We start from the raw sequence: 14790 nt of genomic DNA on the forward strand, positions 1-14790 counted from the left end.
GGGAGCAGCTTGTGTGCCCGCGCGCCGGGAGCGCGCGGGCGCAGAGAAAGGCGGGGCGCCGGATACTACGAAGAGCGGGCTCCATCTCCCTCACGGCAACCCAACCACCGGCGCGCCGTTCGCGGCGCCTCAGCGCTTTGCTCCACCTCGCGCCACCACCGCTCGCCACGATGCGGCTGCGCCAGATCGAGCCTTTCGCCCATACGCGGCGTTGCGAGCGTCACGCCGCGCGCGAGCGCGATGCCGGTCACGCGTTCGAAGGGATCCTGCCAGCGATGCATGGCGAGATCGAACGTGCCGTTGTGAATCGGCACGAGCCATTCGCCGCGCAAATCCACGTGCGCCTGCACCGTTTCTTCGGGCTGCATGTGGACGTAGGGCCATTGCGGGTCGTACGCGCCGGTCTCGACGAACGTCACGTCGAAGGGCCCGAGTCGCTCGCCAATCGTGCGAAAGCCGTCGAAGTAGCCGGTGTCGCCGCTGAAGAACACGCGCAGATCGGCGTCGGCGATGACCCACGAAGCCCAGAGCGTGCTGTTGCCGTCGAACAGGCTGCGTCCCGAGAAGTGTTGCGCGGGCGTGGCCGTGAACTCGATGCCGTCGATGCTCGCGCCTTGCCACCAGTCGAACTGGCGCACCTTTGCCCCGTCGATACCCCATTCGATCAGCCGGTCGCCCACGCCGAGCGGCGTGAGAAACACGCCCGTCGTGGCCGCGAGCGCGAGCACGGTTTCGCGGTCGAGGTGGTCGTAGTGGTCGTGCGAGAGGATCACGCCGCGCAGCGGCGGCAGGTCGGCCAGCGCGATGGGCGGCGCGTGAAAGCGCTTGGGCCCGAGGCTACGGAACGGCGAAGCGCGCTCGGCGAAAACCGGATCGGTGAGCCAGAACTGGCCGCGCAGCTTGAAGAGGAGCGTGGAATGGCCGAGCCGGTAAACGCTGCGATCGGGCGCGGCCTCGAGTTGCGCGCGCGTGAGCGCCTGAACGGGCAGCGCGCCCGCGGGCATGGTGCCGCCCGGCTTGTGAAAGATCATGTTCCACATGATCTTCAGCGTTTTGCCGAGCCCCTCGGCCGGGCGCGGGCGCACGTTGCGAAAGCGCTCGCCGTCGTGCTGCGGCGAGGTGCGCGAGAGTTCGCGCCCGCGTTGGGCGGCGTGCAGGCCCAAGGTACGGCTCAGCAATGCGAAAGGCGAAGTCATGGCAGCTACCTTAGGAAACGGGAAGTAGACTGCACAGTGTAGTTTATTCTGGCGAAAAGTAAACTGCCTGGTGTAAGATTCTGGAATGGATTGCTCACTCGCCACCCCTCAGCGCCTGACCGACCGCAAGCGCGCCGCCATCGTCGCGGCGGCCATCGACGAATTTCTGGCCTTCGGCTTCGATGCCACGAGCATGGACCGCATCGCCGCGCGCGCGGGCGTTTCGAAGCGCACGGTCTACAACCACTTCCCGGGCAAGGAGGCGCTGTTCGCGTCGATCCTGTGCCAGCTCTGGGACGCGAGCGCGACCGCAGACGCGCCGGCTTACCGGGCCGGCGAGCCGCTGCGCGCACAGCTCATCGAGTTGCTGATGCGCAAGCTGCGGCTCCTGAACGACGAGGCGTTTTTCAAGCTCGCGCGCGTGGCGATCGCGGCGGGCATCCACTCGCCCGAGCGCGCGCGCGACATGGTCGCCCGCATCGGCGAGCGCGAAGAGGACCTCACGGTCTGGGTGCGCGCCGCCGCCGCCGATGGCCGCCTGAAAACGCCCGATCCGGCCTTCGCTTCGCAGCAACTGCAAGGCGTCGTGAAGGCCTTTGCCTTCTGGCCGCAGGTCGCGATGGGCCAGCCGCCGCTCGACGAGGCGCAGCAACGCCAGATTGCGGAATCGTCCGCCGATCTGTTTCTCGCGCGCTATGCCTGAAAGCGCGACCCCGAACGCGCAACTGTTTTTCTGGCATAGACTCTTGCCTTTCAGGATCGCAGGCTGACTGAGAGGACACGCTCATGCCATACATGCTGCTCATCGCCGAGCCACGCGGCCAGCGCGACACGCGCCCGCAATCCGAAGGCGAGGCGCTTTACGCGCGCATGGTCGAATTCGCGGACGAACTCGCCGCCGAGGGCAAGCTGATCGACGCGCACGCGCTCACCGCCGACACCGGCGGCGCGCGCGTGCAGGTGCGCGAAGGCCGCACGAGCGTCGTCGATGGTCCGTTTACCGAATCGAAGGAAATGGTCGGCGGATTTTTTCTCGTCGATTGCGCGTCGCGCGACGAGGCGCTTGCCATTGCGCGGCGCTGTCCCGCAGCGCAATGGGCGAGCGTCGAAGTGCGTGAAACGGGCCCGTGCTTCCGCTGAAGCGGCGTCTTTCCAGGTGGTTTCCCCAAGCTCGTAAAAAATTTCGCTGTCCGTTGTCGATTTCCGTGCGCCTCGCGCGTCGTGTTCATGAGCGCACCCACAGGTGCCTTCGAACATTCCCGAACGTCACACACAGGAAGGAGAAGACAATGCGATTCATGATCATGGTGCGCGCCAACGCGCTGACCGAAGCGGGCGAGCCGCCCGACGACGTGGAAATATACGCGGAGATGGCCCGCTATCACGACGAACTGGCGAAGGCGGGCGTGCTGCTCGACTGCTCGGGCCTGCAGCCCACTTCGCGCGGTTTTCGCGTGCACTACACGAACGGCAAGCCGACGATCGTCGACGGCCCGTTTGCCGAAACGAAAGAACTGATTGCCGGCTATACGCTGATCCAGGTGCGCTCGCGCGACGAAGCGCTCGAATGGGCGCGGCGCTTTCCGTCTCCGTTTGGCCGCGCCGAAGGCGAAGTCGAAGTGCGGCAGCTTTATGAACTCGACGAGTTGCCGCAGTGCGAGGGCGTCGAGAATTTCCGCCAGCTCCAGGAGCAACGTAAGGCATCCTGATCATTTTCATCGAACACCACAGGAACTCGATTATGCATAAGCACATTTTCGTCAATCTGGGCGTGCGCGATCTCAAGCGCTCGATGGACTTCTTCGGCCAGCTCGGCTTCACGTTCGACCCGAAATTCACCAACGATCAGGCCGCCTGCATGGTGATCGGCGAGAACATCTACGCCATGCTGCTCACGCTGGACTTCATGCGCGGCTTCACCGACAAGGCGCTCGTGGATGCCCGCGAAAGCACCGAGGTGCTGACGTGCCTTTCGTGCGTTTCGCGCGAGGAAGTGGACGGTCTCATCGAAAAGGCGCTCGCGGCGGGCGGCACATCGAAACGCCCGCCGATGGAAGCCGGCACCGATATGTATGGCCGCAGCTTCGAAGACCCGGACGGTCACATCTGGGAACTGATGTACATGTCGCCGGCGGCGCTCGAAAAGGGCGCGCACGGTTCGTGACCGACGCAAGCGACAAGCGGGAAGCCTTTGCAGCAACGCGCCGCGCGGTCGAAGCCGTGTGGCGCATCGAGTCGGCGAAGGTGATCGCTCACGCCGCGCGCATCGTGCGCGACGTGGGCGTGGCCGAGGAAATCGCGCAGGACGCGTTCGTCGCCGCGCTGGAAAGCTGGCCCGCGAACGGCATTCCCGAGAACCCCGGAGCGTGGCTCATGACCGCCGCGAAACATCGCGCGCTCGACCGGTTGCGTCGCGCGGCAATGCACGCCCGCGCGCACGAGGCGATGGGCGCGGATCTCGAAGCGCTGCAGGCGCACTTCGCGCCCGACTTCGTCGAGGCGCTCGACGCCGCGCGCGAGGACGACATCGGCGACGACCTGCTGCGGCTCGTGTTCGTGGCCTGTCACCCCGTGCTGCCGAAGGAGGGCCGCGCCGCGCTCACGCTGCGCCTGCTCGGCGGTCTCACCACGGCCGAGATCGCGCGTGCGTTTCTCGTGCCCGAGGCGACCGTCGCGCAGCGCATCGTGCGGGCCAAACGCACGCTCGCGGCGGCGAAGGTTCCATTCGAAGTGCCGCGTCGCGTCGATCTCGAGCCGCGACTTGCTTCGGTGTTCGAAGTCATTTACCTGATCTTCAACGAAGGCTATGCAGCCACGGCTGGCCCGGACTGGACACGGCCCGCGCTTTGCGAAGAAGCGCTGCGGCTTGGCCGGATGCTCGCGGAACTCGTGCCGCTCGAAGGCGAGGCGCACGGCCTCGCGGCGTTGATGGAACTGCAGGCTTCGCGCCTGCCCGCGCGCGTGGACCGGACCGGGCGCGCCGTGCTGCTCGCCGATCAGGACCGCAGCCGCTGGGACGCGCTATTGATCCGGCGCGGGCTCGCCGCCATCGCGCGCGGCGCGGCTTGCGCGGGTGCGCCGGGCCCGTACGCGCTCCAGGCCGCGCTGGCGGCGTGCCATGCACGCGCGCCGAGCGCGGCGGCAACGGACTGGGCGCAGATCGTTTCTATCTACGACGCGCTGCTGCAACTCGACGCGTCGCCCGTCGTGCGTCTGAATCGCGCGGTGGCGGTCGGCATGGCGCAGGGGCCGCAGGCAGCGCTCGATCTCGTCGATGCATTGTGCGAAGAACCCGCACTGCGCCACTACCCGTGGCTGCCCGCGGCGCGTGGCGATCTGCTGGAAAAACTCGCGCGCCATGGAGAAGCGCGCGCGGAATTCGAGCGCGCGGCCGCGCTTACGCAAAACGCGCGCGATCGCGAAGTGCTGTTGACGAGAGCCGCCGCGTGCGAGCCGCACACCTCGCGCCCGCGGCGCTGAGCGGCGCCGCCTTGCGCTTCTGAAATTTCGGGGCACAACGCTTGCTACCTGTGCGCGCGGACCCACTCTCTTTGCGCGGCCGGCCGCGCAGGCTTCCGATGATTTCAAAAGCGACGATTCTGGCGGTTTCGTGCTCGACCTTGCTGGGCACGGCATGTGTACATCTCGGCCCCACGCGCTTGCGCGCCGATCAGGTCGATTATGCAAGAGCACTCGGCGATGCAAAAAAGCGCGAAATACTCGCAGCGGTCGTCGGGTTGCGTTTCGGCGATGCGCCCGCGTTCCTCACGGTGAGTTCGATCATCGCCGCGTATCAATTCGATTCGACGGCGGGCGCGACCGGCAATATCGGTTCCGGCTCGCAGCCGAACTATGCGCTGGCGACCGGCAGCGTTTCCTGGTCGAATCGACCGACCTTCACGTTTTCGCCGACCACGGGCGAAGCGTTCGCGTCCGCCTATATCCGGCCGCTCGCGCCGGAACTCATCATGCCGCTTGCCGAGGGCGGCATGCCGGTCGATCTGCTGTTGCGTATCAGCGCGCAATCGATCGGCGGGCTGCAGAACGGCAGCGCGCTGGGCGGCGAGGACAGCGCGGGCTCGGCCGGCTTCTTCCAGTTGCTGCAGACGCTACGGCGCCTGCAACTGGCCGGCGAATTGAATGTGGAGTCGCGCAACGAGAACGGTGGGAACAGCGTGTATCTCGCGCTCGGCGCGACGAACAGCGCGCAGTCGCCGCAAGTTTCGGCGGACCTCGCGCGCGTGCGCGAACTGCTGCATCTCGCGGCGGATACGCGCACGTATCAGATCGTCTACGGACCTTCGGCGCAAGGCGGCAGTCGCATTCCGATGGTGACGCGCTCGGTGCTCGGCATCCTCACGAATATCGGCGCGCAGGTGCAGGTGCCGGACGCCCAGGTGCAGAGCGGCGCGACGAAGCCGACCGTCGGGCTCATTGGCGGCGAAACGCGGCCGATCATCATCGTGCACCAGGGGCCGAAGGCGCCCGCGGATGCCTATGTCGCGATCGACTACGACGGCACCGCCTACTGGGTCGAACGCACCGATTTCGATTCGAAATATGCGTTCACGGTGCTGCAAAACCTCATGGCGCTCGCGGAAGCCGATACGAGCAGCAAGGCGCCGGTCGTGACGATTCCCGCGAACTAGGCCTGGGGCCCATCGTCATGCAAGGCGCTTGCGCGCGAACATCGCGAGATCGATGCGGCTTTCGCCTTGCATGATGCGCTCGGCGAGCGCTTCGCCGATCGCGCTGGCGAACTTGAAACCATGCCCCGAAAAGCCGGTCGCGACGTGCACGTTCGGGCAGTTGGGCACCCGGTCGATGATGAAATGCTCGTCGGGCGTCATGTCGTATTCGCAGGCGCGGCCCACGCGTAGCTTGCCGGCGTCCGGTAAGTAGCGCGCGAGGAAGGCTTGCAGATCGCCAGCATCGGTTGGCTCTACGCCGAATGGCGCGAGCGGCGCGTCCGCGGCAATGGGCTCGCCGGCGTCGTGGCGGCCCAGTTTCAGGCCGCTGCCGTCGAGATCGGGAAAGCCGTAATAGCCGCCCGCTTCCGAGGCGACGAAAAAGCCCGGGAAGCGTTCCGGCGCGAAGAGGCCGGACTCGCTCCCGAACCACGCGAAGCTCTTGCGCACGCGCGTGACCGGAACGTCGAGGCCCAGCGGCGCGAGCAGATCGCGAGTCGATTTGCCGGCGCACACGATCAGATCGCGCGCGGTGAACTGTTCGTTCTCGCCGGCCCGGACGTTGACGCTTTCCCGCCCATGGCACTCGATGCGCGTGACGCGCATGTTCGTGCCCAGCGTGGCGCCGAGCGCGATCGCTAGCTGGCGGTAAGCGCTGATCGCGCGCTCGCAATAAAGCACGCCCGCGCCGGGTTCGAAGGTCGCGATCTGCTCCGGCTCGAGGCGCCACGCGGGCCAGCGCCGGCTCGCGGCGGCCGCGTCGAGCGTTTCCAGCGGGATGCCGTGGCGGTCGGCGCTTACCCGCACCTCGCGCAGAAACGCATTGTCGGGCAAACCGATATTGACGACGCCCGTGCGCACGAACAGCGTGGTTTGCGTCTGTTGTTCGAGGTCTTCCCAAAGCTGCTGGGCGCGCAAGGCGAGCGGTACGTAGGCGGCGCCTTCGCCATAGGCGTGGCGAATGAGACGCGTGGCGCCGTGGTGCGCGCCCTGATCGTGCGGCGGATCGCCGGCGTCGAGCAGCAGCACCTTGTTGCCGAGGCGGCTCAGATAATAGCCGGCCGCCATCCCCATCGAGCCCGCGCCGACGATGATCGTGTCGAAATGCCGATTGCTTACGTTTGTGCCCTGCATGGATGCCCCGTGCGCAACGCGGCGCGTGAACGTTTGCGCGTGCGGCCTCGCGGATCGGGACCGCACGCGTCGTGAAGGGCATTCATTGTCGGCGCATCGCCCGCGCCTGTCGAGCGAGGGCGCGAGCCGGATCAGGCCCGTTCGTGCGGCGGCAGGCTGAGGAGGGCGTCGCGTTCGAGCCGGTCCAGCAGGCCGACAATGCGCCTGCGCTGCGTGGCGACCAGATCGTAGGTTTCGGCCACGGCTCGCAGACGCTTGCGCCAGTAGGCGTAGTCGAAGCCGCTCACGGCGGCGTCGCCGTGATGGGCGTAGTACTGGACCATGCGTTCGACATGGTCGAGCTGCGTGTCGGCGAGCGCAGCCGGCAGAAGCCCCGTGGTCTTCGGAGGCACGTGGTTGGCAAGAATGCTCATCTTGTTTTTGGTTCTCTCAGGTCGCTTTTATGGCTGCGCGGCCCGGATCGTGGCGTTCCTGGCATGGAAATGCCTCGCACGGCTTGCCTTTCCCCGGCAGGCGTGGCAATGCGGAACGCAAGAACCCGGACCATCGGACGGACCAGCGGCCGCATGAGCGGGCCGGCTCGCCTCGTCGTCGCGAAAATTTAGCGCGCTTTTTCGGGGCGGCTTGACCGTGCGTCTCAGTTGGGGCGCTTTGGGGCGGTTGCGGGCGCGCCGCCAAAAACTTGACCACACGCATACCGGGCTACCGGCATGCGGCTCAATGGCGGCTCAGTGCGGCTCGCCCACCTGATGCGGGTGGTTCGCCGGTCAGGTTGTTCCCGTTACCGTGATGTCCGCAGTCCCCGTGCCGTCGAGACAGGCATACACCCGGCGGGGCGCACCCGCCGGAACATCGCGAACATAACGGACAAGTGGCACGCCCCCGGCGCGCCGCCGGGAGCCGTAACCACGAAAGGGAGCCGCATGCGTTCTTCATCCAGCGCGCCCATTGCACCTGCCGCAACCAATGCATCCATCGCCGGCGAATACGACTACGTCGTGATCGGCGCAGGCTCCGCCGGCTGCGCGGTAGCCGGCCGGCTCGCCGAGAACCCGACCGTCAGCGTCGCCGTAATCGAAAGCGGCGGCTCCGACCACCACTACCTGATCTGGACGCCGGTCGGGCTCGCGAAAACCGTCGTCAAGCCGGGCGCCTACAACTACGGCTACTACAGCGAGCCCCAGGAGGCGCTTGGCGGCCGCACCAGTTACCAGCCGCGCGGGCGCGTGCTCGGCGGGTCGTCGTCGTTGAACGGAATGGTGTATATCCGCGGCCACCACAAGGACTATGACGACTGGGCCGGGCAGGGTTGCCATGGCTGGGGCTTCAGCGACGTCCTGCCGTATTTCCGGCGCAGCGAGAACAACACCCGCTTCGCCGGCACGGGCAGCCCGTGGCATGGCACCGAAGGTCCGCTCTACGTCAACGACCTTCGGTCTCCTAATCCTTTCTCGCAGCACTTCCTCGATGCGGCCGTGCAGGCCGGCCACAAGCTCAACGACGACTTCAACGGCGCGGACCAGGAAGGGTTCGGCTACTACCAGGTCACCCAGCACAACGGCGAGCGCTGGAACGCCGCGCGCGCGTACCTGCATCGCGGCGACGCCGCCAACGGGCATTACAACAACGGCCGGTCGAATCTGCACGTCCTCACGGAAAGCCAGGCGTTGCGCATCGTTTTCGAAGGACGTCGCGCGGTCGGGGTGGTCGTCGTGCGCGGCGGTGTGGAGCAGGTGTTGCGGGCCCGCCGCGAGGTCGTCGTTTCAGGCGGCGTGTTCAACTCCCCGCAGTTGCTGCTGGCTTCCGGCATCGGGCCAGCGGAGCAGTTGCGCGCGTTCGGCATCGAGGTGCGCCAGGATTTGCCCGGCGTGGGCGAAAACCTGCAGGATCACCTCGATATCGTCCTCAATACGCAACTCGACAACACGGCGCTGTTCGGCGCGACGCTGCGCGGCGGCCTGCGCCTGCTCAATGAGATTCGCCGTTACCGGCGCGACCGCACGGGCATGCTCACCTCCAACTTCGTCGAGGCCGGGGCGTTCGTGAAGAGCCGCCCCGGGCTCGAACGTCCCGATCTCAATCTGGTTTTTACGGTCGCGCTGATCGGCAACCGCAACATGGGCAGCCGCCGCAAGCTCGGACACGGCTACTCGGGGCACGTGTGCGTGTTGCGGCCGGAGAGCCGCGGGTTCGTCCGGTTACGCTCGCCCGACATGCGCGACGCGCCGCTCATCGACACGCGTCTCATGACCGCGCCGCGCGACATGGAAACGCTCATCGAGGGCATTCGCATCATGCGCGACGTGTTCAATCAGCCCGCGCTGAGGAATCTGGGCGGCCGCGAGATGAAAAGCGAGAGCTTCGCCGACGAAGACCGGCTGCGCGCGTTCGTGCGCGAGCACGCGGACTGCCTCTATCACCCCGTGGGCACGTGCCGGATGGGGCCCGAGTCGGACCGCTTCGCCGTTGTCGACCCCGAGCTTCGCGTGCGGGGCATCGACGGCCTGCGCGTGGTCGACTGCTCGATCATGCCCACGCTGATCGGCGGCAATACCAACGCACCCGCGATGATGATCGGCGAAAAGGCCGCGGACATGATCCGCGCCGCCGCACGCTGAACCGCACACCGTCGCGCCTTCGTCGACGGCGAGGGGCGGCACGTCATATTGAGGAATTTCCCATGGCACATCTGCAGAACGACGAAGAGACCCACGCATTGGCCAGGGCGCTGCCCGCCACGGCCGCGACGATCGCGGCGCACGAGGCGGCGTTGCTCGACCTGCCCGCGGAAGATGCGCACGAATTGCTCGACGCCCGGCGCGGTTTCATCGGCACGATTGCCAATGCGGAAATTCGCGGCGAGTACGAGCAACTGGTCTGGACGCTCGCAGACTACGATTTTCTCGAAGCCGAAACCGCGCCGGCTACGGCGCATCCGGCATTGTGGCGTCATGCGCGGCTGAACACGATTCACGGCTTGTTTCGCGTGACCGGGCGCATCTATCAGGTGCGAGGCTTCGACGTATCGAACGTCACGTTCATCGAAGGCGAGAGCGGCCTGATCGTGATCGATCCGCTCACGTGCAAGGAAACGGCTGCCGCGGCGCTCGACCTGTATTTTTCGCATCGGCCGAAGCGGCCTGTGGTTGCGGTGATCTACAGCCACAGTCACGCCGATCACTTCGGAGGCGTGCGCGGCGTGACGAGCGAGGCGGACGTCGCATCGGGCCGGACGGTGATCATCGCGCCCGCGGGGTTCATGGAGGAGGCGGTTTCCGAAAACGTGATGGCCGGTACGGCAATGGCGCGCCGCGCCCAGTTCCAGTTCGGCCATACGCTCGCGCGCAACGCATGCTGCCAGATCGATGCGGGAATGGGGAAATCCATTCCGCGTGGAACGATCACGCTCATCCCGCCCACGATGCTGATTCGCGAGGCGACCGAAACGCACGTGATCGACGGCGTGGAAATCGTGTTCCAGCTTACGCCCGAAAGCGAGGCGCCCGCCGAGATGCACTTCTGGTTCCCCGGCGAGCGGGCGCTCAATCTCGCCGAGAACGGCACGCGGTCCCTGCACAATCTCTGTCCGCTGCGCGGCGCACAGGTGCGCAATGCCCAGTTGTGGTCGCGCTATCTAGGCGAGTCGCTCGAACGCTATGGACGCGGGGCGGAAGTCGTGTTCGCGCAGCATAACTGGCCGACGTGGGGGAACGACCGTATCGTCGATTATCTGGAGGCGCAGCGCGATCTCTATAAATTCCTGCATGACCAGACCGTGCGCCTGATGAATCGCGGACTGAATGCCGTGGAAATTGCGGAGCAGATTCGTTTGCCCGATGCGTTGCGCGCGAAATGGCATACGCGCGGCTACTACGGCACCGTTTCGCATAACGTGAAAGCGATTTACCAGCTTTATCTCAGCTGGTACGACGGCAATCCTTCCAATCTGCATGCCTTGCCGCCGGAGGCTTCGGCGCCCCGCTATGTCGAATACATGGGCGGCGCCGGCGCGATGCTCGAACGCGCCCGCGCGGACTTCGAACGCGGCGAATATCGCTGGGTCGCACAGGTGATGAATCACCTTGTTTTCGCGCAGCCGCAACTGCGCGAGGCTCGCGAACTCGGTGCGGCGGCGCTCGAACAAATGGGCTATCAGACCGAGTCCGCGACGTGGCGAAATGCGTTTCTTCTCGGGGCGCGCGAACTGCGGCACGGGCGCAATGCGTCGACGCAGTTCAGCAGCCGCAGCCGCGACATGGTCTGCGCGATCACCGAGGAAATGTTCTTCGATTATCTCGCCGTGCGCGTGGACGGCCTGAAGGCGCAGCATCTGAAGATGCGCATTGGCTGGCGGTTCACCGACCTTCAACGGCAGTTCACGTTGAATCTGCAACACGGCGCGCTGACCTGGTCGGGCCCGGGCGAAAGCGAGCGGGCGGACCTGCATGTCGCGATGTCGAGGCAAACGCTGAACCGGATACTCTGTGGCGAAACCGGGTTCCGCGATGCCGTGGCCGCGCGCGAGATTCAGCTCGAAGGCGAAGCCGGGTTCTTCCGCGCGCTGCTCGAAACCCTCGATCAGTTCGACGGCGATTTCAACGTCGTCGAACCTTGATGCTCAGGGGCGCGTATCAGAACAGATGCCGTATGCCGACGCTCGCGCCCACTGTCGAGCCGGCGACTTCGAATAGCGCGTTGTTGATCGACAAGCCCGTATCCATGCGTCCGTGATTGTTCACGTAGCCGAACTGGCCATAGAGCGTCGTGCGTTTGGAAAGGAAGAACTGCACGCCGCTCGACGCGAGGAGCGAGTGATTACCGCCGTCGTTGCCGTCGTGCGTGTACCAGACGCCTGCGTCGACGTCGAGGTAAGGCGTGATCATATAGCTGAGGCCGCCCGAGTAGACGCTGTTGTCGAACGACTGCGCAACCTTGTAAAGCGCATACGAAGCGGAGATCGTGAGCGAGTTCGCAAAACGGTAACTTGCGCCGATGGTGCGGCCCACGAACGCCACGGTGCTCGGCACCGGCGTGGCGGCTGCGCTGCCTCCGGCGTTGCCGCTGTAGAGCGCGCCTGTGAGCGTGAAGCCTGCGATGTGGTAGCGCAGGCTCGCCGAATACTGGCGTCCGGCCTGGAAGTCCCCCGCTGCGCCGCCCATGGCGAACATCCCCATTGCCTGGACGCCGGCGATTTCCGGCGACGTGTACGTGAGCGCGTTGCTGTTGAAGAGGCCGGTCACGTACACGTTGTTCACGTAGCTCACCAGGCCGCTGCCGAAGTACGACATGCCGCGCGGGTCTGTCTGGTAAAGCGAAAGAAAAAACGGTGAGTACTGCAAACCGGCCTTGACCGTGCCGTAAGGACTTTCCATGCCGACCCAAGCCTGACGCCCGAAAATGTTGCCATTGGAATTGCTGAACTGGCCGTTTGCGACGCTGATGCCGCTTTCGAGCGCGAACACCGCGCGCATGCCGCCGCCCAGGTCCTCCGCGCCGCGCATGCCGAAGTTCGAGCCGGACATGCCGCTGTCCGTGAACGAGAACTGGTGACCGGCGTTCTGGCCCGTCTGCATGTTCATCGTACGGCTCGTGTAGAGAATCGATCCATCGACGATACCGTACAGCGTGACGCTGCTCTGCGCGCTCGCGACACCTGCCGCGCCCATCAAACCTGCCGCCGCGAGGCAGCCCACCAGCCGTTTCATGCCGACGTTGTCGCGTTGTGACATTTCGTTATCCTTAATGTTATTTATGGATCGGGGTCGATGCTGAATTTTGGGGCAACAGGCAACAGGGGGCTACGGTTCCTTACGGAACCGCGTAAAACAGGAACTTGGGAGTGCTACTGGAAATGCCGAGGTCTGGCGCGGCGGCCGGGGTCCTCTCGCTCGCGCAGGCGCAGGGTGGGTAAGCGCGTGGTCATCGTAGGCCTGCAAAAAGGCATGAGCCGGATTGATTGCGCGTTCACCGATCGCTTCTCCACTGACGAGAGGTGTGCAACGTTGACGGAATGCGACGTTCGATGGAGGTATTTTTGTACGACCGTGCGGAATTTGTCATCCTGGGAGAAACGATCACAGTTCCGCATACGAACGACGGGCTCACCCCGCCGGATTCTCCTCGTCCTGCGGCGGCGCGTTGCCCGCGGGCGCGCCCAGAATGCTGACCTGGAAAACCGGCGTGCCTGCAAGCGATTCGAGGCTCGGGTCCTCGGGGTAGCTGAGCAGCAGCGGAAGAATCACCGAGCCGCCGATTACGGCGCGGCGGCTGTTGTCGGCGGGGCGCAGGCCCCACACGTCCTGATAGACGAGCGGCACCGTCTTGCCGTCGCGCTCGGCGTTGCCGAGGTACAGCATCACATGGCCGCCTATATAGATGAGCGTGCGCATGGGCGCGCCGTGCTGCACGAGCCAGTCGAGGCGCTGCGCGGGCGTGGAGGCCGAAAGATCGGTCATCGCCCCGGCGTTCATTTGCGTGGACGAATGGCGCGGCAGCCACACGCCGAACGCCGCAAAAATGCTCTGCAGCTCGGCCGAGCAGTCGTTGTCGAAATTCGCGTTGCCCCACCCGTAGGGGCGGCCGATCAGCGCCTTCATCAACTGCGCGAGATGGCGCGGCGTGGCCGCGAGCGGCGCGGGCACGATGGCGTTCGAATCGAGCGCCGCCGTGCGGATCGCCGCGCGGCCGTCGATGTCGCGCGCCGGCACGAGCACCTCGCCCGGCGTTGCGCCTGAAGCCGGGCGCAGCGGCAGCAGCGTGCCGGCGGGCGCTTCGAAGCGGAACACGCCGGCGCTGTCGCGCAGCGCGGCCGAGGCCGCCACCACGACGCCGAGCGACTGATGCGCCGCCGCGCGCCATGCCTTCACGAAAGCCTCATCGACGCTCGCCACGCCCTCGCTTCTCACCCAGCCCTGCACGTCCGGCGTCTGCACGTAGCGCCATGCGCCGTCGGCGCTCGTGCCGAGCACGTAGAGCGGCGTGCCCGGGCGCACGGCGCTCACCTGAAGGTTGTCGAAGGGATAGCCTTCGCCCGCGATGCGATGCGAATAGAACGACGGGTCGATGGTGGGCAACTCGCGCACGTAAAGCGCCGTGGTGGCGATCGCGCGGCGCGCGGCGTCGAAGCCGCCGGCCTGCCCGAACTGGTCGACGTCGGCATTGCGCTCGATGGCGTCGATCCACGCTTTCGTGTGCGGCCGGAAATTCATGCCGTAGCCAATGCGGCGTGGCGCGCTGCCGGTGTTGTCGAACTCGGCGAGACGGCGCGTTTGCAGCGCGGCGATGTCGCTGCCGCCGTCGCGATACACACGCTGCTCGACAAACGCGCGATTCCACGGCGAAGGATCGTTCGGACCCGCGCCGAAATAGCGCGCGACGAGTGCGTCGAAATGCGCGCGCTGAACTTCGGCGGAAAGGAAGGGCTTGTCGTAACCGGCGCTGGCGGGATCGATCCAGTGATCGACGTTCTGGTCGTAATGCTCGATGGGAAAGAGCGTGACCGTGTCGGGCGGAAGCGATTGCGCGGCCGGATTGTGCGCGGCAGGGCCGGTTGCGCAGCCTTGCAGCACGCAGGCGGCGGCTAGCGCCAGTGCGAGGATGCGAGCGCGCGCAGCGCCGGCGAAAGGGGGAATACGGGACGAACAATCGAGGGTGGAGCGCATGGGCGAGCGGGCGGTTCGACAACCCGTGGATGATACCGGACGCGCCTCGGTGCACAGCGAAAGCACAGCCTGATTGGCCGGAATTTGGCGAATGTCAAAACCAATGCGAAC

General features: G+C 65.9%; 13 protein-coding genes. 8 read left to right on the forward strand and 5 right to left on the reverse strand.

The features are described from left to right. Nucleotides 1–65: 65 nt before the first annotated feature. Complete coding sequence (locus tag U5768_RS30560) at nucleotides 66–1196, reverse strand: MBL fold metallo-hydrolase (RefSeq protein ID WP_322034051.1); 1131 nt, start codon at nucleotides 1194–1196, stop codon at nucleotides 66–68. Nucleotides 1197–1281: 85 nt separating this feature from the next. Between U5768_RS30560 and U5768_RS30565 the strand changes: the two genes are divergently transcribed. From U5768_RS30565 to U5768_RS30590, 6 genes are all read left to right on the forward strand, one after another. Further along, nucleotides 1282–1899, forward strand: coding sequence for a TetR/AcrR family transcriptional regulator (locus U5768_RS30565; protein ID WP_322034052.1), 618 nt, complete (start codon nucleotides 1282–1284; stop codon nucleotides 1897–1899). An 83-nt stretch (nucleotides 1900–1982) separates the two neighbouring features. Next, nucleotides 1983–2336, forward strand: a complete 354-nt coding sequence (locus U5768_RS30570) for a YciI family protein (protein ID WP_322034053.1) — start codon at nucleotides 1983–1985, stop codon at nucleotides 2334–2336. Between the two features lie 149 nt (nucleotides 2337–2485). Next, the gene (locus tag U5768_RS30575) at nucleotides 2486–2905 is read left to right on the forward strand and encodes a YciI family protein (RefSeq protein WP_322034054.1); all 420 of its coding nucleotides are present in this window, start codon (nucleotides 2486–2488) and stop codon (nucleotides 2903–2905) included. Nucleotides 2906–2937: 32 nt separating this feature from the next. Next, nucleotides 2938–3360: a VOC family protein gene (locus U5768_RS30580; RefSeq protein WP_322034055.1), complete on the forward strand. Its 423-nt coding sequence runs from the start codon at nucleotides 2938–2940 to the stop codon at nucleotides 3358–3360. Continuing rightward, a complete protein-coding gene (locus U5768_RS30585) occupies nucleotides 3357–4676 on the forward strand; it encodes an RNA polymerase sigma factor (RefSeq protein ID WP_322034056.1) in 1320 nt (439 codons plus the stop codon). The genes U5768_RS30580 and U5768_RS30585 overlap by 4 nt, the downstream gene beginning before the upstream one ends. A gap of 98 nt (nucleotides 4677–4774) precedes the next feature. Next, nucleotides 4775–5845 (forward strand): hypothetical protein, encoded by a 1071-nt coding sequence (locus U5768_RS30590; RefSeq protein ID WP_322034057.1) that lies wholly within the window; start codon nucleotides 4775–4777, stop codon nucleotides 5843–5845. A 15-nt stretch (nucleotides 5846–5860) separates the two neighbouring features. On the opposite strand, the gene solA is transcribed toward U5768_RS30590, so the two are convergent. After that, nucleotides 5861–7018: an N-methyl-L-tryptophan oxidase gene (gene solA, locus U5768_RS30595; protein WP_322034058.1), complete on the reverse strand. Its 1158-nt coding sequence runs from the start codon at nucleotides 7016–7018 to the stop codon at nucleotides 5861–5863. Between the two features lie 131 nt (nucleotides 7019–7149). Beyond that, nucleotides 7150–7431: a hypothetical protein gene (locus tag U5768_RS30600; protein WP_322034059.1), complete on the reverse strand. Its 282-nt coding sequence runs from the start codon at nucleotides 7429–7431 to the stop codon at nucleotides 7150–7152. Nucleotides 7432–7941: 510 nt separating this feature from the next. On the opposite strand from U5768_RS30600, the gene U5768_RS30605 reads away from it, so the two are divergent. Both U5768_RS30605 and U5768_RS30610 read left to right on the forward strand, forming a co-directional pair. Then, on the forward strand, nucleotides 7942–9636 hold the full coding sequence (locus U5768_RS30605) for a GMC family oxidoreductase (protein WP_322034060.1): 1695 nt from the start codon (nucleotides 7942–7944) through the stop codon (nucleotides 9634–9636). Nucleotides 9637–9698: 62 nt separating this feature from the next. Next, nucleotides 9699–11633, forward strand: coding sequence for an alkyl/aryl-sulfatase (locus U5768_RS30610; RefSeq protein ID WP_322034061.1), 1935 nt, complete (start codon nucleotides 9699–9701; stop codon nucleotides 11631–11633). Nucleotides 11634–11649: 16 nt separating this feature from the next. On the opposite strand, the gene U5768_RS30615 is transcribed toward U5768_RS30610, so the two are convergent. Beyond that, the gene (locus U5768_RS30615) at nucleotides 11650–12723 is read right to left on the reverse strand and encodes a porin (RefSeq protein ID WP_415914001.1); all 1074 of its coding nucleotides are present in this window, start codon (nucleotides 12721–12723) and stop codon (nucleotides 11650–11652) included. Nucleotides 12724–13119: 396 nt separating this feature from the next. Continuing rightward, entirely contained in the window at nucleotides 13120–14679 is a 1560-nt protein-coding gene (locus U5768_RS30620; RefSeq protein ID WP_322034063.1) for an SH3 domain-containing protein, read from the reverse strand. Between the last annotated feature and the right edge of the window lie 111 nt (nucleotides 14680–14790).

This window comes from Paraburkholderia sp. J76, assembly GCF_905220295.1.
GTDB lineage: Bacteria > Pseudomonadota > Gammaproteobacteria > Burkholderiales > Burkholderiaceae > Paraburkholderia.